The sequence below is a fragment of the Pseudomonas sp. GV071 genome, assembly GCF_003050835.1.
Taxonomy (GTDB): Bacteria; Pseudomonadota; Gammaproteobacteria; order Pseudomonadales; family Pseudomonadaceae; genus Aquipseudomonas.
Genome location: NZ_QAOJ01000008.1, coordinates 1 through 22,894, shown reverse-complemented (window position 1 = coordinate 22,894; position 22,894 = coordinate 1). Strand labels below are relative to the sequence as shown.

Here is a 22,894-nt window from a genome sequence, read left to right as displayed (position 1 = left end):
GCGAGGTGAAGGGCGCGATTTTTGATCCGGCTTAGTAGACGGCGATATGCGAGTCGGCACGCGGTTCGGTGCCGCCACACAGCACACCGGTTTGCGCGTTGCGCAGGATGATCTGCCCGCGCCCATAGTCGGTTCGGTCACACGCCACTTCGATCTGATGCCCGCGCCGTGCCAGGGCAAATGCCAGGTCGCGGGACGCTTCCTGCTCGATTCCTACCTGCATGTCCCCCAGCCACTGCCAGCGCGGGGCATCCAGGGCGGCCTGCGGGTTGAGGCCGAAGTCCACCAGATTCATCACCATCTGCACATGCCCTTGCGGTTGCATGTAGCCGCCCATCACGCCGAACGGCCCCAGCGCCTCGCCGTCTTTGCTGAGGAAACCGGGAATGATGGTGTGGAAGGTCTGCTTGCCCGGCGCCAGGCTGTTGGCGTGGCCGGGGTCGAGGCTGAATTCCGAGCCGCGGTTCTGCAGCGCAATGCCGCTGTCCGGTAACACCACGCCAGAGCCGAAGCCGTGGTAGCAGCTCTGGATAAACGACACCATATTGCCCTCGGCGTCCGCAGTGGCCAGGTACACAGTGCCACTGGCATGCGGGTCGCCAGGCTGCGGCGGCTGGGCGCGCTCACCAATCTGCGCGCGGCGGCTGTCCAGGTAACCGGAGCTGAGCAACTGCTCCACCGCTACGCGCATCTGCTCGGGGTCGGTGATGTGGTGCAGGCCGTCGCTGTAGGCCAGTTTCATGGCTTCCAGCTGGCGGTGCCAGGTGAGCTGGCTGTCGCGCTGATCGAACTGGAAACCTTCGAGAATCTTCAGCGCCATCAGAGCAATCAGGCCCTGACCGCTCGGGGGGATTTCCCAGACATCAACGCCACGGTAGTTAACGCTGATGGGCTCCACCCATTTTGGCCGGTAGTCATTCAGATCACCGGCGCGCAAGTAACCGCCGGTGGCTTCGGCATGCGCCGCCAGGCGCTGGGCGATGCTGCCACGGTAGAAACTTTCACACTGGGTGGCAGCCAGTTCGGCCAGGGTTTCAGCCTGCGCCGGGTTGCGAAACAGCTCGCCGGCCTGCGGTGCACGGCCATCGATGAGAAAGGTGGAGAACCACTCTTCGAGCAGCGGTTGGCGCTCGGGCGTGTATTCCTCCAATGCCGTCTGCCATTGGTGAGCGACCACCGGCGACACCGGAAACCCGTCAGTTGCCAGGCCGATGGCCGGCTGCAGCAACGCCGCAAATGGCAGGCGACCAAAACGCCGGGAAAGCTCTGCCCAGGCCGCCGGACAGCCCGGCACCGTCACCGGTGCCCAGCCATAAACCGGCATCTTGCTGTGCCCCGCCGCCTGCATGGCCTCGATGCTCAGCGCCTGTGGCGCATGGCCGCTGGCATCCAGACCGTGCAGTTGGTTCTTCACCCACACCAGGGCAAAGGCGTCGCCACCGATACCGCAACCTGTCGGCTCGACCACCGTCAACGCCGCCGCTGTGGCGATGGCGGCGTCGATGGCGTTGCCGCCCTGCCGGAGCATTTCGATGCCCGCCTCCGCCGCCAGCGGCTGTGAGGCGGCGACCATGCCGCGGCGGGCGAACACGCTCTGGCGCTGGGAGCCGTAGGGGTACTCATGGGCAGAAAATTTCAACATGGGCAGAACTCGCAAAAGTAAAAACTGACGTGCGCTTATTGGCCAGACTTGATCCGCGACCACTCGCGGGTGATCACCCGCTGGATCGCCGGCGGCAGGTCGGCAGAAACGAACAGTTTGGCGATCACCGCATCGCTGGGGTAAATGCCGGGGTTGTCGCGCACTTCGGGGCTAAGCAAGGCGGTGGCGTCCTTGTTGGGGTTGGCGTAGCCGACGTAATCACTGACAGGAGCAATCACTTCCGGGCGCAACAAGTAGTTGATCAGGGCATGGGCGCCAGCCGGATTGGTGGAGTCCTTGGGAATGGCGATCATGTCGAACCACAGGTTGGCGCCTTCCTTGGGAATCACGTAACGGATGTCGATGTTCTTGCCGGCTTCCTTGGCGCGGGTTTGCGCCTGCATCACATCGCCGGAGTAACCGATGGCCACGCAGATATCGCCGTTGGCGAGGTCGGCGGTGTATTTCGAGGAGCTGAAATAGGTCACCGACGGGCGCAACTTCTGCAGCAACGCGGAGGCCTTTTTGTAGTCTTCCGGGTTGCTGCTGTTGGGGTCCATGCCCATGTAGTGCATGGCCTGGGGAATGATTTTCACCGGCGCATCGAGGAAGGCCACGCCGCAGCCTTTGAGCTTGGCCAGGTTGGCCGGGTCGAACACCAGCGCCCAGGAATCCACTGGCGCGTCGGCGCCCAGGGCCGCGCGAATTTTCTCCACGTTGTAGCCAATGCCCAAGGTGCCCCACATATACGGCACGGCGTATTTGTTGCCGGGGTCTGCGGCTTCCAGGCGGGCCATCAGACGCGGGTCGAGGTGCTTCCAGTTGGGCAGTAATTCACGCTGCAACGGCTGGTAGGCGCCGGCGCGAATCTGCTTGGGCAGAAACTGGCTGGACGGCACCACCAGGTCGTAACCGGAGTGGCCGGAGAGCAGTTTCGCTTCGAGCATTTCATTGGTGTCGAAGACGTCGTATTGCACCGGCGCGCCGCCGTCTTTTTCGAAGTTCTTCAGGGTGTCCGGGCCGATGTAATCGGACCAGTTGTAGAAACGGATCGGCTGCTCGGCGGCCTGAGTAGCCGGCAGAATGGCCAGGGCGCAGAACGCGCCCAGCAGTGTGCGTGAAACGGAAATGCGCAAGCCCATGCTGAAGATCCTTGTGGTCAGAGAACGCGGCCGATAGCGGCGCGCGGACGAGGATGGTGCGGTCGACTGGCAGTACTCAAACAACGCGGTGACGGGTCAGACGCCCGTTTCAAGAAAGCGCACCAGCTCAGGCACAGTGCCTTCAATGTGTTCGCGCAACACGCTTTCGGCCCTGTGCGCATCGCCGGTGCGAATGGCATCGAGGATCACGCTGTGTTCCTCGCGGGCGCTCATAGGTTTTTCCACGTGCTGCAGCCACAGGCGCATGTGCGGCTCGATCACCGAATACAGCGCGCTGATCTGGCGCATCAGCCGCGGCCGCTCGCTGAGACTGCACAGGTATTGGTGAAACACGCGATGGCGGCTGACCCACTCGGCGCTGTCGTCGCGGCACTCATCCATTTCATCGAGCAGGCGCTCGAGCTTGTTCAACTGGCGCTCGCTGATCTTCGGCACTGCCACCCGCAGGGCCAGGCCCTCGAGGGCGCTGCGCATCTCGAACACTTCATGCATCTCGTCGATGTTCAAGCCGCTGACCACCGCCCCGCGGTTGGGCCGCAAGGTCACCAACCCTTCCGCCGCCAGCCGGCGAAACGCCTCACGCACCGGCATGCGGCTCATGCCGATCTCGGTGGCGATTTCCTCGGCGATCAGACGGTCGCCGGTACGGTACTGGCCTTTGCAGATGGCGCCGAGCAGAAAGCTGTAGGCCTCCTCTTCGGCAGTCATCGGCTGGCGCTCGGCGTAGGTAGGGACCAGATGCATCAACGCTCTCCTTCTGGATTTTTGGATCCAATTATCCATAGATGCAAATTAGCAAGATATGGGCCAGGGGCAGCTGGAATTACTTATCATTTTGTTTTTAAAAGAGTTAGTCAGAGATCAGGTTAGCGGCGAGGGGGATCAAACCGGCACGGATCGCCACATCTCGGTGCGGCTTTGTTACCTCTGCGCACACTTTGCGGAGCAAAACCCTCTCCCCAGCCCTCTCCCGCAGGCGGGCAGAGGGGGCGGACCGAGTTAGCCGAAAGAGCTACGGTTTAGTTCTTTTAACGCAGCCATGCCGACGCGCAGCCGATCGATTAATTGCACGCAAAAAAATGCCCGACAGATGGGGAATCTGTCGGGCCGATACACCCAGGAGCGGGGGTGTGAAGGGAGGAGCATCAATGAATCATCTACAACCTCAAGCCACTTGCGCCAACTGCGCCTTCGCCTGATTCAAGCCTTTTTCCATAAATTCGCCACCCAGGTTCAAACCCTCGGCGTGGATAAAGCTGACGTCGTGAATCCCGATAAAACCCAGAGCCTGACGCAGGTAGGGTTCCTGGTGATCGGAACTGCTGCCGGCGTAGATGCCGCCACGCGAGGTCAGCACATAGGCGCGCTTGCCAGTGAGCAGGCCTTGTGGGCCGGTGTCGGTGTATTTGAAGGTGACGCCAGCACGCAGCACGTGGTCGAGCCAGGACTTCAGGGTGCTGGGGATGGTGAAGTTGTACATCGGTGCCGCCAGCACCAGCACATCGGCGGCCAGCAGTTCGTTGGTCAGGGTGTTGGAGCGAGCCAGCGCGGCTTTTTCCCCGTCGCTTTGCTGCTCGGCTGGGGTCATCCAGCCACCGAGCAGGTCCATGTCCAGGTGTGGCACCTGGTCCACGGCGAGGTCACGCACAGTGATCGTGTCGCCAGGGTGAGCGGCTTGCCACTGAGCGATGAATTGCGCGGTGAGTTCGCGCGATACCGAGCCCTGTTTGCGGGCGCTGCTTTCGATAACCAAGACCTGGGACATGAGACTGACTCCATCTGCGTTGTGCGTTGTGCGTTGTGCGTTGATGGAGTAAGACTACGGGCACAGATATTGATTAAAAAGCGGAAAAAACCGCTGCAAACCATCTATTAATTTGATTTATCCCCGAGCAAACTCTAGGCTTTCGCCTCACACCGGTTTGCAGGTCACTTTGATCCGCATCTTGATCACCTGGGCCGTGAAACGGCCGGTCAGCAGCGCGTCTTTACCCGGCTGCAGGGTGACCTTGCGGGTACGCGGCGCTTCCGGCCCGTTGCGAAATACCGCCGAACATTCGGCAGCGGCCTGCCCATAGTTGTACAGCTGGACGGCGCCCATATTGAAGTCGACTTCCTGGGTCGATGCCGACACCTCGGCGCCATTCATGGTTTTTTCCAGTTCGATGGGGAATGCCAGGGCACTCAGGGAGAAGGCACTCAAGGGCAGCGCAAGCAGGACGGCAGAGACGATTTTTTTCATTATTGGACTCCAATCGGGAGCCCAGCTTAGGACAAGAGGATGCGAGGATGAAAGCGCCCCGGGTAACCCTGGATCAATGGCGAACCCTGCAAGCGGTGGTCGACCATGGTGGTTTCGCCCAGGCGGCCGAAGCGTTGCACCGCTCGCAATCGTCGGTGAGCTACACCGTGGCGCGCATGCAGGAGCAACTCGGCGTGCCGTTGCTGCGCATCGACGGACGCAAGGCGGTGCTCACCGAAGCCGGTGACGTACTGCTGCGCCGCTCGCGACAACTGGTGAAAAACGCCAGCCAACTGGAAGACCTCGCCCACCATATGGAACAAGGCTGGGAAGCCGAAGTACGTCTGGTGGTAGACGCCGCCTACCCCACCGCGCGCCTGGTGCGCGCCCTCACCGCCTTTATGCCGCAAAGCCGCGGCTGCCGGGTGCGCTTGCGCGAAGAGGTGTTGTCCGGGGTGGAAGAGGTGCTTAAAGACGGCATTGCCGACCTGGCAATTTGCGGGTTCAACGTGCCTGGTTATCTCGGCTCGGAAATGAACCCGGTGGAGTTCGTCGCCGTCGCCCATCCCGAACACGCCCTGCACCGTCTGCAACGGGAAATCAGTTTCCACGACCTGGAATCGCACATGCAGGTGGTGATCCGCGACTCCGGCCGCCAGCAACCGCGCGACGTTGGCTGGCTCGGCGCCGAGCAGCGCTGGACCCTCGGCAGCCTGGCCACCGCCGCCACCTTCGTCGCCAGCGGCCTGGGTTTCGCCTGGTTGCCACGCCACTTGATCGAGCGCGAGCTGCGCGAAGGCGTGCTTAAAGAACTGCCGCTGGACCGTGGTGGCAGCCGTCACCCGACCTTCTTCCTCTATACCAACAAGGACAAACCCCTGGGCCCGGCCACGCAGATTCTCATCGAACTGCTGCGCAACTTCGACGCCGCGCCTCTGGATGCACCGTTTGCCGCACCCGCCATGCACAGCTGATCCAACCCTTGCCAGGAGGCGCCCATGCCGTATTTCGACCACGATGAATGCCAGCTGCACTACGAAGAGTACGGCACCGGCAAGCCCCTGATTCTGGTGCACGGCCTGGGCTCCAGCACGCTGGACTGGGAGTACCAGGTGCCGGAGCTGAGTAAGCACTACCGAGTGATCAGCCTGGACGTGCGCGGCCATGGCCGCTCCGACAAACCGCGGGAGAAATACAGCATCGCCGGCTTTGCCGAAGACGTCGCGGCGCTGATCGAACACCTGAATCTGCCGCCGGTACACCTGGTGGGCATTTCCATGGGCGGCATGATTGGCTTTCAGGTGGCGGTGGATTACCCGCACCTGCTGAAGAGCCTGACCATCGTCAACAGCGGCCCGGAAGTGAAGATCAAACGCCCCAAGGACGCCCTGATGGTGGCGCAGCGCTGGACCCTGTCACGCCTGCTCAGCCTGGAGGTGATCGGCAAGAAACTCGGTCGGCTGCTGTTCCCCAAAGCCGAACAGGTGGAGCTGCGCCTGAAGGTGGAACGGCGCTGGCCAATGAACGACAAACGCGCCTACCTCGCCAGCCTCGACGCCATCATCGGCTGGGGCGTGCGGGAACGACTGGCGCGCATTACCTGTCCTACGCTGGTGGTTACGGCTGACCACGACTATACCCCGGTGGCGGTCAAACAGGCGTATGTCGAGGAGCTGCCCAACGCCCGCCTGCTGGTGGTCGAAGACTCTCGCCACGCCACGCCCATGGATCAACCCGAGTTCTTCAATGCCCAGTTGTTGGCATTCCTGGCCGAGGTAGACGGTTAAACTCCCCGGCCTTAAACGATGCGCTGCACCTCCATCAGTAACCGCAATCCATACCAATAAAACCCCATAACCAGGTCCATCTCCATGTTGAAAAAAGCCACCCTCTTCGCCTGCTCCGTATTGTTTGCCGGCCATCTGTTTGCTGCCGAAAACACCCATGTACTGATCACCACCAGCCTCGGTGACATCGAAGTCGAACTGGAAGACGCCAAGGCGCCAATCAGCACCGCCAACTTCCTCGCTTACGTCGACAAGGGTTTCTACAGCAAGACCGTGTTTCACCGGGTGATTCCGGGCTTCATGATTCAGGGCGGCGGTTTCGACACCGACATGCGCCAGAAGAACACCGCATCGCCGATCAAGAACGAAGCTGACAACGGCCTGCATAACGTGCGTGGCACCCTGGCCATGGCCCGTACCGGCGTAGTCGACTCGGCCACCAGCCAGTTCTTCATCAACCAGAAAGACAACGCCTTCCTCGACCACGGCGGCCGCGACTTCGGCTACGCGGTATTCGGCAAGGTGGTGAAAGGCATGGACATCGTCGACAAGATTTCCCAAGTGCCAACCGGCCGCTATGCCGGCATGAGCGACGTGCCGAATACGCCCGTGCTGATTCTGGCCGCCAAGCGTCTGTAATCGGTAGTTGCAGGACGTGAAAGCGTAGCGAGCGACGGTTAGGCAAGGCAAAAACAGGTGAACTAGCGGAGTTGGCTGTAGCCAATGAGCATAGTGAGCCTGTTTTTAACGCCGCCTAACCGAGCGCAGCAGCTTTCCAGAGAGGTTTGCGATGTATCGCCGTTTTGAGCAACTGATCGATATCTTCCGCCCCGCTCCGAGCGAAGCACCGCCCACCGATGTGTGGCGCTTCTATATCTACTTCCTGCGTCAGGCCTGGCCAAGTTTCGTCGCCTTGATGGTGGTGGGTCTGATCGTCGCGCTGATCGAAGTGGCGCTGTTCAGTTTTCTCGGCGATATCGTCGACTGGGCGCAAAGCACGCCCCCCGCAGAATTTTTCCGCCAGCACGGCACCGCCCTGCTGTGGATGGCCGCCGTCACCCTGCTGCTGCGGCCGCTGTTCAACGGCCTGCATGGCCTGTTGGTGCACCAGACAATCAGCCCTAGCCTCACCAACCTGATCCGCTGGCAAAACCACAGCTATGTGCTCAAGCAGAGCCTGGGGTTTTTCCAGAACGACTTCGCCGGGCGCATTGCCCAGCGCATCATGCAAACCGGCAACTCCCTGCGCGACTCCGCCGTGCAAGCCGTGGACGCGCTCTGGCATGTACTTATTTATGCCATCAGCAGCCTGGTGCTGTTCGCCGAAGCCGACTGGCGCCTGATGTTGCCGCTGTTGGCGTGGATCGCCTGCTACATCGCCTCGCTGGTGTACTTCGTACCGCGGGTGAAGGAACGTTCGGTAATCGCCTCGGAATCTCGGTCGAAACTGATGGGCCGCATCGTCGACGGCTACACCAATATCGCCACCCTGAAACTGTTCGCCCACACCAACTTCGAGCAGAACTACGCCCGCGAAGCCTTGCAGGAACAGAACGTCACCACGCAGATGGCCGGCCGCGTGGTCACCTTGATGGACATGGTGATCACCAGCATGAACGGTGCGCTGATCGCCGGCACCACCGGGCTGGCGCTGTGGCTGTGGAGCCAGGGCTTGATCTCGGTCGGCGCGATTGCCCTGGCCACCGGCCTGGTGATCCGCCTGATCAATATGTCCGGCTGGATCATGTGGGTGGTCACCGGCATTTTCGAAAACATCGGCACCGTGCAGGACGGCATGCAGACCATCGCCCAGCCGCGCAACGTGCTCGACATCGCCCAGGCGCCGCGCCTGCAGGTACCGCAAGGTGCGGTGAGCATGCGCAATGTCAGCTTCCACTACGGCAAGGGTGGCGGCGTGATTGGCGGGCTGGATCTGGAAATTGCCGCAGGCGAAAAAATTGGTTTGATCGGCCCGTCTGGCGCGGGCAAATCCACCCTGGTCAACCTGTTGCTACGCCTGTATGACATCGAAGGCGGCGAGATTCTGATTGATGGCCAGAACATCGCCGAAGTCGCCCAGGAAACCCTGCGCGAACGCATCGGCATGGTTACCCAGGACACCTCCCTGCTGCACCGCTCGATCCGCGACAACCTCTTGTACGGCAAGCCCGACGCCACTGACGCCGAGCTCTGGGAAGCGGTACGCAAGGCGCGCGCCAGCGAGTTCATTCCGGAGCTCTCCGACGCCCAGGGCCGATTGGGTTTTGATGCCCACGTCGGTGAGCGCGGAGTAAAACTTTCCGGCGGTCAGCGCCAGCGCATCGCCATTGCCCGCGTGCTGCTCAAAGACGCGCCAATCCTGATTCTCGACGAGGCCACCTCGGCGCTGGACTCGGAGGTGGAAGCCGCTATCCAGGAAAGCCTCGACAGCCTGATGCAAGGAAAAACCGTAATCGCCATCGCCCACCGGCTGTCCACCATCGCCCGAATGGACCGCCTGGTGGTGCTGGATAAAGGCCGGATTGCCGAAAGCGGCACGCACTCTCAGCTGCTGGCGCAGAAAGGACTGTATGCGCGGCTGTGGCATCACCAAACGGGTGGGTTTGTTGGTATTGATTAAGGGCATCGCGGCTGAGGCCGCGATGCTTTCTATCTAACCCACTGCACCGCAAAATTAGATAGCCTGCTAACAATATCGATATCAGTGATCTGTATTACAACCAGCATCGATTTCTCCCACAGCGCCGCAACTGGTCAGATAGCCACACCAACCCGCTATCGAGGACCACCATCATGAAAACCGCCGCAATTGCCGCATTTGCTCTGATCGCCAGCGCACCTTTCGCGTTTGCCCAGAGTGCTCAATCCAGCAACGCCAAAGCCGCCGACATCCCTACCGTGCAATACGAATACGGCATGCAGCTGGACGTGAAAAAAGTGCTTTCGCTGACCGACGTATCCAACGTGGCCGGTGTAGTGCCCGTCACCATGGTTTACGAAGACAGCCAGGGCCGTGTGCAAAAAGTGAAATACCTGGAACTGGGCGGCGCCGATGACCACAGCTGATCGCCTCGCCACTGCTGGTTTCAACCGATAAAGAGACCAGCAGCGGCGAGCGACAGCTCAAGAATGGGCATCTGCCACTAAAGATAGCTTGCTTCCTATTGGAATTAACCCTAGTCTCGAACCGCGACAACTTGTCGCACCAGAGAGCTTCAATCCAAGCCTTCATTGCCCTTCAGAAGGTTTCAGTTGCCGCTTTCATTCGACCCCCGACCGTTGAGGAAAGACCATCATGAAAATAGCGTCACTGGTTACCGCCGTTCTCTCCGGGTTTGCCCCGAGCGTATTTGCCGACGACCTGAACCCTACTCCAGGTGCTGGCCTGCCCACTGAGAAATACCACTACGGTATGAAGGTCGACGTGGCCAAGGTGCTGCACCGTACCGACAACTCCGGCAAAACCGGCGTCGTTCCCGTCATCGTGGTTTACGAAGACAGCCTGGGTGAAGTGCACAAACTGAAGTACCAGGAATGGGGCGGCCGCGCGCAGAACAGCTGAGCTCAACCGCTTACAATCTCGGCTGAACCACTCCCCCCAAACCACGGTGATCCTTGTGGGAGGTGCTTCAGCCGCGATGCTTTTGATCCCGCTACAGCCCTCAACTAGTCCTGGCGAAACGGCAACAGCGTCTTTGCCTCTTCGGCATACGCTCGAATCCCTTCCCGCTCATCCTGCAGAAAATCCGCCACCGCATCCCGCAACCCCGGGTGGCAGAGGTAATGCCAGGACTGGGTAATCACCGGCTCAAATCCGCGAATCAACTTGTGCTCGCCCTGGGCACCGGCATCAAAACGCTGCAACCCCTGGCTGATCGCATAGTCCATGCCCTGGTAGAAACAGGTCTCGAAATGCAGGCGATCGAACTCCGCCAGGCAACCCCAGTAACGCCCATACAAACTATCGCCACCCACCAGGCTAAAGGCCATGGCCACCGGCCGTGAACCTTGAATGGCAAACACCACGCGAATCGCCTCGGGCATCCGTTCGGCCAGCAGGCTGAAGAAGGTTCGTGTGAGGTACGGCATCTGCCCCCGCACCGCATAGGTGTTGGCGTAGCAGGCGTAGACAAAATCCCACTCGGCCTCGCTTAACTGAGCACCTTCGCGCCACTCGAAACCGATGCCCTGCCCCGCCACCTGCTCACGCTCCTTGCGCATCTGCTTGCGTTTGCGTGAGGCCAAGACGTCGAGGAAGTCGGCAAAGTCGCGGTAACCGCGGTTACGCCAATGGAACTGACAACCCAGACGCTGCAACCAATTCTCGCGGCCATCGAGCAAGGCACTGGCCAGTTCGTCGGTGAAGTTGATATGCAGGCTGGACAGCCCCTGGCCGGGCAACCCATCGGTCAATTCGTTGAGTAACTGCGAAGCGCTGTCGGGCAGCCCCAGCAAGCGCGGCCCGGTCACTGGCGAGAACGGCACTGCGCCGAGCAGCTTGGGGTAATACCGAATACCGGCACGCTGGCTGGCGTCTGCCCAGCCATGGTCAAACACGTATTCGCCATAGGAATGGCTTTTCAGATAGGCCGGCAACGCCGCCTGCAACTGGCCCTGCTCACTCAGCCAGACCCGGTGCGAGGCCTGCCAACCGCTACGGCCTCCAATGCTGCCGCTGTCTTCCAGAGCCGAGAGAAACGCATGACGAAGAAACGGCTGCGACTCCGGCAGCAAGGCATCCCAGGCAGAGGCGGAAACAGCGGACAACGAGTCGAGAATCTGCACAGGCATTGGCGTATCCATGGCGAGCTAGACGGCCGGGACATCATAACGGCAGGTTCAGGATGCGTCTGCCTACCTGGCCCGACCACCCGCCTCCTAGATCGAGCGAGCTAGAGTGAGGCAAGGCAAAAACCGGTTTTCAAGCGCAGTGGGCTGGTGCCCATGAGCATTGCAAAGCGGTTTTTAACGCAGCATCGCCGACGCGCAGCCGATCGCCGCCAAACACGATAAAAAAGCCCCGCACGAGGCGGGGCTAAGAAAGGAGCAGAACCTTTATTGCGTATAGCTACAACTTAGAACGCGTATTGAGCGCGAACGATGAAACCGTCGCCGTCGTCGTCACCGGTGCGCGAGGCAGCAGTGGTGCCGGTGGCGTTGGTCACGCCATCAACCGACGCCTTGACGTAGGTGGCGCTGATTTTTACCGCTTCGTTGGCGTACCAGTTCACACCCAGGTTGTGGACTTTGGCATCACGGTCGCCGGAATCCAGGGTTACGGTCTGAGCAGGAGTACGGGTGCTGTCGTCATCAACCGAGATGCTGTCGAAGCGGTAGAACACTTCCCACGCACCGATCTGGTTGTTGGCAGGCTTGAGGGCATCGAACTTGCCGAGTTTGTAGCCGCGAGCTTCACCGGTCAGGGTGTAGGCCACTTGCACGTAGCCGCCTTTGGCTTCGACGTCCTGGTACAGCGCGTTGTTGGTGTCAGCCTTCAACTCACGGGTCATGTATTCGCCCTGCAGGGAGAACGGACCCATTGCCCAGGCAGCTTCCAGACCCAACGCGGTGTCATTGTCGTACAAGCCAGTGGTGGTGTTGCTTTGGCCAGCGAACACGACACGGTTGCCGTTCGTACCCGCATCGTTACCACCGGTAGTGGCTACGCCACGCATGCCCAGACGGCTGCGGAATTGCGCGTCAACAGCCGAGTCGGAAACGTCACGGCGAGCGGCGCTGAAACCGAAGTGCAGCACGTTGCCAGCGTCGTGCAGCGGAGCGAACACGCCACGCAGGTTAGCCTGCTTGTTGCTGTCGCCATCGGTGTCGTTGTTGTCTTTGGCAAACGCGCCAGCCGATACATAGAACGAGTCGCCGAAGGTGCTGGAAACCTGAGCACCCATGCCGTTCTGGTGGCCGTTAGCCCAGTCGATGATGTCGTAGAAGGCGTTACGCTCAGGAGCGGTTACCCACTTGGAGCTGGTGGCTTTTTCCAGGCCGAACTCTGGGTCGAAACGACCTACTTTGATCACAGCCGGGTTGAAACCGATGTAGCTGATCGACGCTTCGTCGAAGTAACCGTCATCGGCAGAACCGGAGTTGTGCGAGAAGTCATAGTTGATGTTGTACAACCAGTCGCTGAACGCGATACCGGAGAACTCCAGGAACGCACGACGGAAGTAAGCAGCGTCAGCGCTATCGCCGTTCTTGGTGTAGATGCCATCGAACTGGCTGTAGTCAGCTTGCAGACGGCCGCCGATTTTGAAACCGAACGACTTGTCAGTAGTAGCCACTTCAAGGCCACCTTTAGTTTTTACAACGATGTCAGCGCCGTCAGTAGTAACGGTACCGGCGAAAGCCTGGGCGGAAATGGCCAGGGCCAGGGCGCTGGCGGCAATACCGGCGAAGTGCTTACGGATCATCGAAGAATTCCCCTATTGGTCTTTGAAATACACCCGAGCGGCTGGCTCGTTTGTGCTGGGGGGAATACTGGCGGGGGGTTATTTCAGCTCAGTTGCTTTTATATAAATGTTTTATGACAAAGGAACTTTTTTACTTCGAATAGGAATAACCATCCAGACGCTCTAGGACGGCGCTTACAGGCATTTTTCTGGCACCCTGCCAGCATCTGAAAGGATGACCACGGGCAAAACATTGCTGTCACAAAGCGGGAACATGACAACCGCTGGTCAGCCGGATACGGAGCGGATTCAAGCCAATGGCTTACGTTCGTCATGGCCAATCTGGACGGTTTTGCAGGAGAAAACGCGATAAATGCGCCTCAGCAACAAATCTAATAATTCGATTATGAAAGGGCATTTTTTGCGCTATTAACCGAAATCAAATCGATAGATCATTGCCTCCAACACCAGCGGCATCCCCCGCCTGGCTGGCGCCTTGCGGCGCTGGGCAGGCCCAACGAGCGCCATCTGGCTAACCAACGGAGGACACAAATCATGATCGAACGTCGACCTTTTGAGCAGATGGGTGGGGCCAACCACGGCTGGCTGAATGCTCGCCACCACTTCTCGTTTGCCGAGTACTACGACCCGAAACGGATGAACTGGGGCCAACTGCGCGTGTGGAACGACGACGAAATCGCGCCACAAAGCGGCTTCCCCCGCCATCCGCACCGGGACATGGAAATCATCACCTACGTTCGTGAAGGGGCTATTACCCACCAGGACAACCTGGGCAATCAGGGCCGTACCGAAGCTGGTGACGTGCAGGTAATGAGTGCCGGTACCGGCATCGCCCACAGCGAGTACAACCTCGAGGATGAAACTACCAAGATCTTCCAGATCTGGATTCAGCCCACCGAGTTCAACGCGCCGCCAGCGTGGGGTGCCAAGCCGTTCCCGAAAGGCGAACGGGCCGGTGCCTTCGTAACCCTGGCCAGCGGTGACAAAGCCGACAGCGACGCCCTGCACATCCGTGCCGACGCCCGCTTGAGCGCCGCCACCCTGAAGGCCGGTCAGCAGACCGAGTACCGCCTGGGCAGCGACCGCAAGGCGTATCTGGTTGCAGCCAGTGGCGTGATCAGCGTCAACGGCGTGCAAGCCAACGCCCGCGACGGTATCGCGGTGAGTGGTGAAGATGTGTTGGTGTTCAACGCCGTCGAGGATGCGGAAATCATCCTGGTGGATGTAGCCTGATCGCCCGCGTCACGCAGTAGAAAAGGCAGCCTTCGGGCTGCTTTTTTTTGCCTGAAAAGCATCGCGACTGAAGCCCCTCCTACAGATTGCGCACGTCTGTAGAAGCGGCTTCAGCCGCGTTCCCTGGAAACAACAAAACCCATGTGCAGCCAGCCCATCTCAGGCTAGGCTACGGCTCTTTTTCCGCCGGAGCTGCCGCCATGAGCCAAGACACCCCATCCGTCGACACCGCCGCCGCCATCGAGCCGCTAACCAGCACCGAAGCGCGCGTGCTCGGCTGCCTGGTGGAGAAACAGGCCACCACCCCGGAAAGCTACCCACTGACCCTCAATGCGCTGGTGCTGGCCTGCAACCAGAAGACCAGCCGCGAGCCGGTGATGAACCTCACCCAAGGCCAGGTCGCCCAAGCCCTGCGCGCCCTCGAAGGGCGTGGCATGGCGCGCCTGGTGATGGGCAGCCGCGCCGACCGCTGGGAACACCGCGTCGACAAGGCCCTGGAGTTGGTGCCAGCCCAGGTGATCCTGCTCTGCCTGTTGCTGTTACGCGGCCCGCAAACCCTCAACGAACTGCTGACCCGCAGCAACCGCATGCACGACTTCGACGACACCGCCGCGCTGCAACACCAGCTCGAACGCCTGGCCACGCGCGGCCTGGCCGTGCAGGTGCCACGTCAGGCCGGACAGCGGGAAGACCGCTATATGCACCTGCTGGCCAGCCCGGAAGAGTTGGCGGCGGCGATTGCCAGTAGCGGGCGCAGCAGCGACGGGCCGGCGCCTTCGCAATCGCGGATTGATGAGTTGGAAGAGCGCATCGCCCAACTGGAAGCGCGGTTGGCGAAGCTGGAAGAAGCGAACGGCTAATCACACACCTGGGACGACAGAGTGAGCCCCGACCCTCACCCCTAGCCCCTCTCCCGCAAGCGGGAGAGGGGAATAGATTTAGGTCGCCGCCATTTACTCGTTCGGCCCCCTCGCCCTCTGGGAGAGGGCGGGGGTGAGGGGCCTTTGATCTTCAGAACCAAAAAAACCGGCTCAAGGCCGGTTTTTTTATGGATCAATCCAACATCCCCACATGCTTCGGATGGCTCGCCACCCGCTCAAGCCAGGCCCGTACCGCCGGGTACGGTTCCAGATCAAAACCGCCTTCATGCGCCACATGGGTGTACGCATACAAGGCGATATCAGCGATGGAGTAATGATCGCCCACCAGGTAGTTGGTGAGCTTCAATTGCTGCTCCATCACCTTCAGCGCCTTGTAGCCGCCCTTGCGGGTGGCTTCGTACTCGGCCTGGCGTTCTTCCGGCAAGCCCTGGTACAGCTTGATAAAGCGCGCCACGGCAATGTACGGCTCATGGCTGTACTGCTCGAAAAACTGCCACTGCAGCACCTGGGTACGCAGGCGCGGCTCGGTGGGCAGGAACTCGCTGCCGTCGGCGAGGAAATTCAGAATCGCATTGGACTCCCACAGGCAGGTGCCGTCTTCGAACTGAAGCACCGGGATCTTGCCGTTGGGGTTCATGGCGAGAAATTCCGGGGTCTGGGTTTCGCCCTTGAGAATGTCCACCGGCACCCACTTCGACTCTTTGCCGAGCAGGTGCAGCATCAATTTGACCTTGTAGCAGTTGCCGGAGAGGTAATCGCCGTAAACCTTGTACATAGCAACCTCCTGTAGTGCGCAGTGATCTCTAACTTAAGCAGCCTTTTCGAGCTGAGCCTGACGAATTACGTTGGCCAGACGCGACAGGCCCTCACCCAGTCGATCCGGGGAGATATGGCTGAAGTTCAAGCGCAGGTAGCCGGGGTTGTCTTCCGGCTGGGCGAAGAACGGCTCGCCGGGCATAAACGCCACGTTCTCTTTCAGCGCTGCGTCCAGCAGGGTGCGGGTGTCCAGCGGCTGCTTGAGGGTCAGCCAGAAGAACAAGCCGCCCTGCGGCACATTCCAGTCGGCCAGATCAGCAAAGTGCTCTTCCAGGGCCACTTGCATGGCGTCGCGACGAACGCGGTAGAAGTCACGCAGCTCGGCCAGGTGCGACTTGTACTTCTCAGTGCCCAGCCATTGCAGCGCCTGCCATTGGCCCACGCGGTTGGTGTGCAGGTCGGCCGATTGCTTCAGACGCAGCAGGTGCGGGAACAGGTCGGGAGTCGCGATCAAAAAGCCCACGCGCAGACCCGGCAGCAGGGTTTTCGACACGGTGCCGGTGTAGATCCAGCTGGCCTTTTTCAGGCGGCTGACAATCGGTGTGGCGCTGCCGGCATCGAACACCAGTTCGCGGTAGGGTTCGTCTTCGATCAGGGTCACGCCGAACTCGTCGAGCAAGGCCGCTACGGCGTCGCGCTTGGCTTCGCTGTAACGCACGGCCGACGGGTTCTGGAAGGTCGGGATCAGGTAGGCGAAGGCTGGTTTGTGTTGCTCCAGACGCTGACGCAAAGCGTCCAGCTGTGGGCCGTCGGCCTCTTGCGGCACGCTAAGGCAATCGGCGCCGAACAGCTGGAATGATTGCAACGCGGCCAGGTAGGTCGGTGCTTCCAAAAGGATTTCGGTGCCCGGATCGATAAACAGTTTCGAGGCCAGGTCGAGGGTCTGCTGCGAACCGCTGACGATCAGCACCTGGCTGGCGTCGCAGTCGATACCCAACGAGCGCGCGTCGGCGGCAATAGCTTCGCGCAGCGCCGGCTCGCCTTCGCTCATGCCGTATTGGCCCATGCTCAGCGGCATGTCGGCCCACTCCACTTTCGGCAGCATCGGCTCGGCTGGCAGGCCACCGGCGAACGACATCACTTCCGGACGCTGGGCGGCAGCCAGAATTTCGCGGATCAAAGAGCTTTTAAGACGGCTGATACGTTCGGAGAAGGCCATACAAGTCACCGGTAGCAAAGGCAGGGAAAAATAAGTCAAACTGGTTGACCGAAATCGATTAAACCGAAACTACGACGATACGGACAACTACGTCAATATGCTTGACCTTAAAAACTCAACCACTCAGCAAAATGCCATGGAAGCGTTTTTCTTTGGCTACCAGGCGTTCACCGCCAAAGCCGATGAAATGCTCGCCCGCCGTGGCCTGAGCCGGGTGCACCAGCGCATTCTGTTTTTTATTGCCAGAAGTCCAGGCATGAACATGAAGGAGCTGCTGGCGGTGCTTGGGGTCAGCAAACAGGCGCTGAATATGCCGCTACGCCAGTTGCTGGAAATGGACCTGGTGCACAGCGATGCCGCCACCGACGACAAACGCAAACGCCTGCTCTACCTCACCCCTGAGGGCGGCAAGCTGGAAGGCGCGTTGCGCCGCGAGCAGGTGAAGCTGCTGCGCCGCGCTTTCGATGAAACCGGCGAGCAGGCGGTAAACGGCTGGTTTGCGGTGAACCAGGCGCTGGCCCGTCAGGCCATCCAGACCGACGAGTAAGCACAGTCGGTACAAAACAGACGAACTGGTAAAACTGTACGGCTGTTTGCGCCAATTGCTGTATTGGGACGGCAACCCCCGCCACGCTTAGGCTGAGCGCTCATCTGGAGTGGAACACCATGAGCCTCGAACTGCTGCTTGCCTTTGTCGCCTTCGCCTTTGTCACCTCGGTGACGCCCGGCCCGAACAACACCATGCTGCTCGCCTCCGGGGTGAACTTCGGCATTCGCCGCACCGTGCCGCACATGCTCGGCATCAGCTGCGGGCTGATGTCGTTGGTGCTGGCGGTCGGTCTGGGCCTGGGCCAGGTGTTCGAACAGGTGCCCATGTTGTACGTCATGCTGCGCTACGTCGGCGCCATTTACCTGCTCTACCTGGCGTGGAAAATTGCCCGCTCCGGCGCCCCGGAAGCCAATAGCGACGAGCGCGGCAAGCCGTTCGGTTTCTTCCAGGCGGTGGCATTCCAGTGGATCAACCCCAAGGCCTGGATCATGGCCCTCGGCGCCATCACTACCTTCGCCCCGCAGGAAAACTTCGTCGTCAACGTGCTGCTGATCGCCGCCGTGTTCGCCCTGGTCAACTGCCCGACCATGAGCGTGTGGACCGCCGCCGGCAGCCTGCTGCGCAACTGGTTGCGCAACCCGCGTGCGCTGCGCTGCTTCAATATCAGCATGGCGCTGCTGCTAGTCGCCTCGCTCTACCCCATCTTCAAGGACGTGTGAATGGAAGCCACCACCACCCAACCGCTGCGCCCTTTGGCCGATAGCTCGCCGTCTGCAGTAGTCGCCGGCTTTATCGCGATGATGACCGGCTACACCAGCTCCCTGGTGCTGATGTTCCAGGCCGGCCAAGCCGCCGGGCTGACCACCGCGCAAATCTCCTCGTGGATCTGGGCGCTGTCGATCGGCATGGCGATCTGCAGCATCGGCCTGTCGCTGCGCTACCGCACGCCAATCACCGTAGCCTGGTCGACGCCGGGCGCTGCCCTGCTAATCACCAGCCTCGGCCATGTGAGTTATGGCGAGGCGATTGGCGCCTATATCACCTGCGCCGTGTTGGTGATCATCTGCGGCCTTACCGGCAGCTTCGAGCGTCTGGTCAAACGCCTGCCGGGTTCCCTGGCGGCGGCCTTGCTGGCCGGCATTCTGTTCAAGATCGGCAGCGAGATTTTTGTCGCCGCCCAGCACCGTACCGGCCTGGTGCTGGCGATGCTGTTCACCTACCTGCTGGTGAAACGCGCGCAGCCGCGCTACGCGGTACTCGCCGCATTGCTGGTCGGCACTGCGCTGGCCGGTTTCATGGGTTTGCTGGATTTCAGCGGCTTTCATCTGCAGGTGGCGGTGCCGGTATGGACCACGCCAAGCTTCTCGCTGGCGGCGACTATCAGCATTGGCATTCCGCTGTTCGTGGTGGCGATGACTTCACAGAACATGCCCGGCATCGCCGTGCTGCGTGCCGACGGCTACAGCGTGCCGGCTTCGCCGCTGATCAGCGTCACCGGCATTGCCTCGCTGCTGCTGGCGCCGTTCGGCTCCCACGGCATCAACCTGGCGGCCATCAGCGCCGCGATCTGCACCGGCCCGCATGCCCACGAGGACCACAGCAAGCGCTACACCGCGGCGATGTGGTGTGGGGTGTTTTATGGTTTCGCCGGGATTTTCGGCGCCACCCTGGCGGCGCTGTTTGCCGCACTGCCGAAAGAGCTGGTGCTGTCGATTGCCGCCCTGGCGCTGTTCGGCTCGATCATCAACGGCCTGACCAATGCCATGGCCGAGCCCAAGGAACGTGAAGCGGCGCTGATCACCTTTATGGTCACCGCGTCGGGCTTCAGTCTGTTTTCGATTGGCTCGGCATTCTGGGGGATTGTGGCGGGGGTGCTTACCTTGCTGATCCTCAACTGGCGTAAGGCCTAGTTTTTTGTGGGAGGGGCTTTAGCCGCGATGCTTTTGACCTTGAAGAGCATCGCGGCTGAAGCCGCGCCTACGGGCTATGCGTTGTGCCGCCGTCACGCCAAGCGGAAATGCTCCACCATCCCCTGCAATTCATGGCTCAAGCTCGCCAGTTCAATACTGGACGCCGCCGTGCCTTCCATCGCCACCGATGACTGATCCGCACTGCTGCGAATGTTGGTCACGCTGCGGTTGATCTCTTCGGCCACCGAGCTCTGCTGCTCTGCCGCGGCGGCAATCTGCTGGTTCATCTGGTGAATCACCGACACCGCCGCAGCAATGCTGCCCAAAGCACTTTCGGTTTCCAGGGCATCGCTCACTGTGAGCTCCACCAAGGCGGTGCTGCTCTGAATCTGGCTGACCGAACTCTGCGCGCCTTTTTGCAGGGCGCTGACCAGCCGCTCGATTTCTTCGGTGGACTGTTGCGTGCGCTTGGCCAATGCCCGCACCTCATCGGCGACCACGGCAAAGCCCCTGCCCTGCTCACCGGCACGTGCCGCTTCGATGGCGGCGTTAAGCGCCAGCAGGTTGGTCTGTTCGGCCACGCTCTTGATCACGCTGAGCACCGAAACGATGTTGTGGATTTCACTGCTCAGGCTCTGAATGCTGGCGCTGGCGGAGCTGGAAGAAACCGACAGCTGCTCGATACGCGCCATAGTCTGGCGCACCACGTTCTGGCCATTGGCGACCTTCGAGTCGGCCGTCTCCGCCGCCCCGGCCGCTTCCTCGGCGTTGCGCGCCACGTCGTGCACGGTAGCGGTCATCTGGTTCATGGCGGTGGCGACCTGCTCGGTTTCCTCTTTCTGGCTGGCCACTTCGGCATTGGTCTGTTCGGTGACGGCCGACAACGAGCGCGCCGAGGTGGCGATCTGATTGATCCCGGCCTGCAGGCTGCCGACCATGTTGCTGAGGCTGCCCGACATCTGCTGCATGGCGCTCATCAGTTGGCCGACTTCGTCCTTGCTACGCACCTCAATCTGCGTACTCAGATCGCCCTCGGCAATCCGCGTGGCGATATGAATGACACTCTGCAGGGGTTTGACGATGCCGCGAGTAATCAACAACGACGCGCACAAGCCGACCAGAATCGCCAGAGCCGAGGAGCCGAGAATCAGCACCGAGTTGGCTTTCAGTTCGGCCTGCATGGCCGCGTCCTGGGCGGCATAGGCCTGGTTCACTTCGCTGACTACCTGCTCGGCGCGTTCACGCATCTGCGTGTACACCTCGCGCTCCTTGGCCAGCAGATCGGTGTATTCGGCCAGCTTGCCGCTGAAGGTGGTGATATTGGTGCTGACGTCGTTGAGCACGGTCAGGTAGCCGGAATCTTTCACGCTGCCTTTCAAGGTTTCGGCCAGCTGCAGGGCATCGTCCGCCTGGGCGATCTTGGAGGACTCCAACGCTTCGCCTTCTACCGCCTTGCGGCTTTGCGCCAGGCGCACATGGGCTTCGTTCATGGCTTGCAGCATCAGGCGCGAAACCTGGCTGACCTGGCCGGCCTGCTCGATGAATTCGGCGCCGTTCTGGCCTTGCGAGTCTTTCAGTTCATAGGCGCCGTCATCGGCCAAGCCGGCCTGCAACAGGTCGAGGTTGTTGGCCACGCTGGTCACCGACCAGCTGGCCATTTCCAGCGCCAGGTCCTTGGCCAGGGCCAACTCGACAAACTGGTCGAACGAGGTGCGGTAGCTGCCCAGGGCCTGTTCCACGGCGTCCATCGCCGGGGCGCTGGCGGGCGATTGCTGTTTCAGTGCGGCGGTGGCGGCGAGAATGCCTTCCACGCCTTTGCGCAGGGAGTCGGCTGCCTTGGCATCGCCACTGATGGAGAACGCCTGCTCATCCAAACGCACCCGCAGCACCGCGCTGTTGATCGCCGACATCTGCTTGAGGCCATCGAAACGTTGGCTGATCACCTGCAACGAGGTCACGCCAATCGCCGCCACCACCGCCGTCAATAACAGCACCAGGCCAAATCCGCCGCCCAGCTTCTTGGCCATGCCCAGGTTGGCGAAACTGCGTTGCACCATCGAAATCATCACAGCGGTCCTCTATCGAATACTCAACGACAGAACGGTTATTCAAGATTCGTGCGAAGTTGCGGCGCGCGGGGGCGATGTACAAGCGGCTTTACCCAGAGGCATGGCAAATAGCTATGCCGGGGTCGTTTTCAGAACAAAAAACTGGCGCCAAGGGTTTATTCGCGCCTGAGGCGAGCACCCGCGCAGCGCGGCTCTGCCCCGTGGCGGCGCACCAGGCTGGCCGCTGGCTGACAGGCTGCTGACAACAGTCATCGCACAACGAAAATCTCTATTTGCCACCGAAAAATCCTGCCGCCTCGACAAAAGCCTCTTACCAGCCTCGCTGAAAGCTGCGTCGTTACTGAGCTAACGAAATTTTTCCTCTAGCACTTTCGTCTAACAGCGCATTGACAAAGGCGAATGGCTCTGTCGATAATCCGACACAGTTGTACGACAACATATAACAACAAGAACAATAAAAGCAGGACCACGCCATGACGACTCGCATGCACGCCTGTCCCCTACCGCGCCAGCCCTCGGCCCGGTCGTTCGTTCGCCCGCACGGGCCACCCCACCCTTTCGAATTCGCTGACGGCTAGCCCTAGCCCGCAGCAATAGCTTGGCCGTTTTTCGGCTCAAGTCTCACGCCCTGGCACGGGGCAATTCAGGTTCCACCACAGATGCAGGCCACGGTTTGGCCCGCAGGGGAACGGCTTTTTCAAAAAATGGGAGCACAACAACAATGACCCGCCGCACCACTCGATCTCTCGCCCTGTTGGGCGCCGGCAGCATGGCTTTGGCCATGCCCATGATCAGCCAGGCCGAAGGCTTTCTCGAAGACACCAAGGCCACGCTGAACCTGCGTAACGCCTACTTCAACCGCAACTTCACCAACCCGGCCTACCCGAGTGCGGCCAACCCGCAGAACAAGGCCGAAGAGTGGACACAGAACTTCATTCTTGATGTGAAATCCGGCTACACCCCAGGTGTAGTGGGCTTTGGTGTCGACGTACTGGGCACCTTCTCGCAGAAACTCGATGG

General features: G+C 60.7%; 22 protein-coding genes and 1 pseudogene. 12 read left to right on the top strand and 11 right to left on the bottom strand.

Annotated features, from left to right (window positions below):
- Nucleotides 1-31 precede the first annotated feature (31 nt).
- The 5 genes from C8K61_RS16160 to C8K61_RS16140 form a co-directional block, all read right to left on the bottom strand.
- Nucleotides 32-1,642, bottom strand: coding sequence for a gamma-glutamyltransferase family protein (locus tag C8K61_RS16160; RefSeq protein ID WP_108097530.1), 1,611 nt, complete (start codon nucleotides 1,640-1,642; stop codon nucleotides 32-34).
- Nucleotides 1,643-1,677: 35 nt separating this feature from the next.
- Nucleotides 1,678-2,784, bottom strand: coding sequence for a polyamine ABC transporter substrate-binding protein (locus C8K61_RS16155; protein ID WP_178086464.1), 1,107 nt, complete (start codon nucleotides 2,782-2,784; stop codon nucleotides 1,678-1,680).
- 96 nt (nucleotides 2,785-2,880) lie between these two features.
- Nucleotides 2,881-3,549 carry a GntR family transcriptional regulator gene (locus C8K61_RS16150; RefSeq protein WP_108097531.1) on the bottom strand — a complete coding sequence of 223 codons (669 nt, stop codon included), beginning with the start codon at nucleotides 3,547-3,549 and terminating at the stop codon, nucleotides 2,881-2,883.
- A 421-nt stretch (nucleotides 3,550-3,970) separates the two neighbouring features.
- On the bottom strand, nucleotides 3,971-4,570 hold the full coding sequence (locus C8K61_RS16145; RefSeq protein ID WP_108097532.1) for an FMN-dependent NADH-azoreductase: 600 nt from the start codon (nucleotides 4,568-4,570) through the stop codon (nucleotides 3,971-3,973).
- A gap of 147 nt (nucleotides 4,571-4,717) precedes the next feature.
- Nucleotides 4,718-5,047, bottom strand: coding sequence for a 3-phosphoglycerate kinase (locus C8K61_RS16140; RefSeq protein ID WP_108097533.1), 330 nt, complete (start codon nucleotides 5,045-5,047; stop codon nucleotides 4,718-4,720).
- Nucleotides 5,048-5,094: 47 nt separating this feature from the next.
- Between C8K61_RS16140 and C8K61_RS16135 the strand changes: the two genes are divergently transcribed.
- The 6 genes from C8K61_RS16135 to C8K61_RS16110 all read left to right on the top strand — a co-directional run bounded on the left by C8K61_RS16135 (nucleotide 5,095) and on the right by C8K61_RS16110 (nucleotide 10,396).
- Nucleotides 5,095-6,021, top strand: coding sequence for a LysR family transcriptional regulator (locus tag C8K61_RS16135; protein ID WP_108097534.1), 927 nt, complete (start codon nucleotides 5,095-5,097; stop codon nucleotides 6,019-6,021).
- Nucleotides 6,022-6,045: 24 nt separating this feature from the next.
- Entirely contained in the window at nucleotides 6,046-6,834 is a 789-nt protein-coding gene (locus tag C8K61_RS16130; RefSeq protein WP_108097535.1) for an alpha/beta fold hydrolase, read from the top strand.
- An 84-nt stretch (nucleotides 6,835-6,918) separates the two neighbouring features.
- Entirely contained in the window at nucleotides 6,919-7,473 is a 555-nt protein-coding gene (locus C8K61_RS16125) for a peptidylprolyl isomerase (RefSeq protein ID WP_108097536.1), read from the top strand.
- A 151-nt stretch (nucleotides 7,474-7,624) separates the two neighbouring features.
- A complete protein-coding gene (locus C8K61_RS16120) occupies nucleotides 7,625-9,454 on the top strand; it encodes an ABC transporter ATP-binding protein (protein WP_108097537.1) in 1,830 nt (609 codons plus the stop codon).
- Nucleotides 9,455-9,627: 173 nt separating this feature from the next.
- Nucleotides 9,628-9,900, top strand: a complete 273-nt coding sequence (locus tag C8K61_RS16115; RefSeq protein ID WP_108097538.1) for a DUF2790 domain-containing protein — start codon at nucleotides 9,628-9,630, stop codon at nucleotides 9,898-9,900.
- Between the two features lie 229 nt (nucleotides 9,901-10,129).
- Nucleotides 10,130-10,396: a DUF2790 domain-containing protein gene (locus C8K61_RS16110; protein WP_108097539.1), complete on the top strand. Its 267-nt coding sequence runs from the start codon at nucleotides 10,130-10,132 to the stop codon at nucleotides 10,394-10,396.
- Between the two features lie 104 nt (nucleotides 10,397-10,500).
- Here C8K61_RS16110 and C8K61_RS16105 read toward each other — a convergent pair whose 3' ends face one another.
- Both C8K61_RS16105 and C8K61_RS16100 read right to left on the bottom strand, forming a co-directional pair.
- Nucleotides 10,501-11,625, bottom strand: a complete 1,125-nt coding sequence (locus tag C8K61_RS16105; RefSeq protein WP_108097540.1) for a GNAT family N-acetyltransferase — start codon at nucleotides 11,623-11,625, stop codon at nucleotides 10,501-10,503.
- 284 nt (nucleotides 11,626-11,909) lie between these two features.
- Nucleotides 11,910-13,256, bottom strand: coding sequence for an OprO/OprP family phosphate-selective porin (locus C8K61_RS16100; RefSeq protein WP_108097541.1), 1,347 nt, complete (start codon nucleotides 13,254-13,256; stop codon nucleotides 11,910-11,912).
- A gap of 534 nt (nucleotides 13,257-13,790) precedes the next feature.
- Here C8K61_RS16100 and C8K61_RS16095 point away from each other — a divergent pair.
- Nucleotides 13,791-14,489: a pirin family protein gene (locus C8K61_RS16095; protein ID WP_108097542.1), complete on the top strand. Its 699-nt coding sequence runs from the start codon at nucleotides 13,791-13,793 to the stop codon at nucleotides 14,487-14,489.
- A 200-nt stretch (nucleotides 14,490-14,689) separates the two neighbouring features.
- Nucleotides 14,690-15,349, top strand: coding sequence for a YceH family protein (locus tag C8K61_RS16090; protein ID WP_108097543.1), 660 nt, complete (start codon nucleotides 14,690-14,692; stop codon nucleotides 15,347-15,349).
- A 193-nt stretch (nucleotides 15,350-15,542) separates the two neighbouring features.
- Here C8K61_RS16090 and C8K61_RS16085 read toward each other — a convergent pair whose 3' ends face one another.
- Nucleotides 15,543-16,145, bottom strand: coding sequence for a glutathione S-transferase family protein (locus tag C8K61_RS16085; protein WP_108097544.1), 603 nt, complete (start codon nucleotides 16,143-16,145; stop codon nucleotides 15,543-15,545).
- Between the two features lie 33 nt (nucleotides 16,146-16,178).
- Nucleotides 16,179-17,345, bottom strand: a complete 1,167-nt coding sequence (locus tag C8K61_RS16080) for a PLP-dependent aminotransferase family protein (protein WP_108097545.1) — start codon at nucleotides 17,343-17,345, stop codon at nucleotides 16,179-16,181.
- 97 nt (nucleotides 17,346-17,442) lie between these two features.
- On the opposite strand from C8K61_RS16080, the gene C8K61_RS16075 reads away from it, so the two are divergent.
- The 3 genes from C8K61_RS16075 (at nucleotide 17,443) to C8K61_RS16065 (ending at nucleotide 19,805) form a co-directional block, all read left to right on the top strand.
- Nucleotides 17,443-17,892 carry a MarR family winged helix-turn-helix transcriptional regulator gene (locus C8K61_RS16075; RefSeq protein ID WP_108097546.1) on the top strand — a complete coding sequence of 150 codons (450 nt, stop codon included), beginning with the start codon at nucleotides 17,443-17,445 and terminating at the stop codon, nucleotides 17,890-17,892.
- Between the two features lie 119 nt (nucleotides 17,893-18,011).
- Complete coding sequence (locus tag C8K61_RS16070; RefSeq protein WP_108097547.1) at nucleotides 18,012-18,614, top strand: LysE family translocator; 603 nt, start codon at nucleotides 18,012-18,014, stop codon at nucleotides 18,612-18,614.
- Nucleotides 18,615-19,805, top strand: a complete 1,191-nt coding sequence (locus tag C8K61_RS16065; protein WP_108097548.1) for a benzoate/H(+) symporter BenE family transporter — start codon at nucleotides 18,615-18,617, stop codon at nucleotides 19,803-19,805.
- Nucleotides 19,806-19,897: 92 nt separating this feature from the next.
- On the opposite strand, the gene C8K61_RS27270 is transcribed toward C8K61_RS16065, so the two are convergent.
- Nucleotides 19,898-20,743: a methyl-accepting chemotaxis protein gene (locus C8K61_RS27270; RefSeq protein WP_371920001.1), complete on the bottom strand. Its 846-nt coding sequence runs from the start codon at nucleotides 20,741-20,743 to the stop codon at nucleotides 19,898-19,900.
- Between the two features lie 15 nt (nucleotides 20,744-20,758).
- Nucleotides 20,759-20,986 (bottom strand): annotated as a pseudogene (locus C8K61_RS27265) (HAMP domain-containing protein); the annotation flags it as partial.
- Between the two features lie 1,609 nt (nucleotides 20,987-22,595).
- Here C8K61_RS27265 and C8K61_RS16055 point away from each other — a divergent pair.
- A partial coding sequence (locus C8K61_RS16055; protein ID WP_146174297.1) for an OprD family outer membrane porin occupies nucleotides 22,596-22,894 on the top strand: 299 nt, incomplete at its 3' end.